This window comes from Coleofasciculus chthonoplastes PCC 7420 (assembly GCF_000155555.1).
GTDB lineage: Bacteria > Cyanobacteriota > Cyanobacteriia > Cyanobacteriales > Coleofasciculaceae > Coleofasciculus > Coleofasciculus chthonoplastes_A.
Genome location: NZ_DS989895.1, coordinates 1 through 1,364 on the forward strand (window position 1 = coordinate 1; position 1,364 = coordinate 1,364).

Sequence of the window (1,364 nt, forward strand, 5' to 3'; positions counted from 1 at the left end):
AGCTACCTCTTTCTGCTCCTATCCCTAATCCAATTTCCGATAACCACACCGGATTACCAAACTGTAACTGATACTCCCCATCCACTAACTTATACACTTCCAATGGGGCTTTACGACGTCGCAGAGGATTGTACACCACATAGTAGAGTACCCCCATATCCCGATAAATTGTTTTCTTGCTGCTATATTCGCCGCGACGCTTGTTAGATACTACCTCAAGTACCAACATAGGTACAACCTGTTCTTCCCACAATACATAAGACAGCCGCAAGTCTTCGTCAATAAATCGTTGTACCCCCAGACTCAAAAACCCATCGGGTACAATAGCTGGCTTTTCTGGGTGATAATAAATTCCCATATCCACCCCAAAAAACCAATCCCAACGATTCTCCCACAACAGCGCCAGAACCGCTTTCAGCAATGAGGGAATTAAATCTTGCAGTTCATTATCCACTGGAGTATCGTCAGAATCAGGCAGATCTTCTGCAGAAGGTAAGCAATCTAATGGGTTGTACTCTAGCATGAGTTGGTCAGGGAGCAACAACTAATTTCATTTTATTTTATTCAATTCACACAGATTTCACGGATAACCATTAAAGATGCCTAGCCGGGACGCGCGATCGCTCTTTCTGTCTCCCCGTCTGCCACCTTATGTGTCGAGTCTATAGGCAGGCACATTTTCCCACGATGAAAAGTATACCATGAATAAACACGCGATCGCATTTACTAATGGCAATTTCTACCTCAACCGTCGCACCGCTTCTAGATCATCATCGGTGACGCCATTTACCGCAAGGGCGCACGTCTGGCTGTGCTACCCTACGCTGTTCGGCATTTAAACCTTAATGTCAATAACGAGGAAATTCTTGTAGTGCGTTTAGCGAAGCCATGCCGCAGGCTTTGCATCTTGCTCGCTACTAATACCTAGCACAAGCGAAGGAAGCGCTCACTACGAACGGTGCGATCGCTTATAAACCTTACCCATTTCCCTCTAAACCTGTCCGTTGAGCCACCCTTTCTCGCACCACTCGTCGGATATCTTCCCAATCTTGCTCCGTCATTGGTGAAGCCAATCCCGAATTCAACCCTTCTAATAGTAAAGCCTCTAAACGCTCTTGAGCTTTGCGTTTTTGGTCTTGGCGAACCAACTCACGAAAATATTCACTAACTGTGCTATAACCGCCATTTGCCACCTGTTCTTCGATATAAAGGCGCATGGAATGAGGTAGAGAAATATTGATACTTTTCATGGGCGTTTTTCTGAGGTAGCTGCTGGAATTATGGCATAAATTGCCATTTGATGGCAACTTATGCCAAGAATGTCGATAGGATTTTTCAGGTAGCACAGGGCGAAACACTGATTT

2 protein-coding genes are annotated in these 1,364 nt (G+C 45.2%); both read right to left on the bottom strand.

Annotated elements, in window-relative coordinates; translation table 11 throughout:
• The coding region (locus tag MC7420_RS34665; RefSeq protein ID WP_044211440.1) for a Uma2 family endonuclease at positions 1 to 523 on the bottom strand (523 nt) is incomplete at its 3' end.
• 454 nt (positions 524 to 977) lie between these two features.
• Positions 978 to 1,250, bottom strand: coding sequence for a type II toxin-antitoxin system ParD family antitoxin (locus MC7420_RS34670; protein WP_006106662.1), 273 nt, complete (start codon positions 1,248 to 1,250; stop codon positions 978 to 980).
• Positions 1,251 to 1,364: the final 114 nt, after the last annotated feature.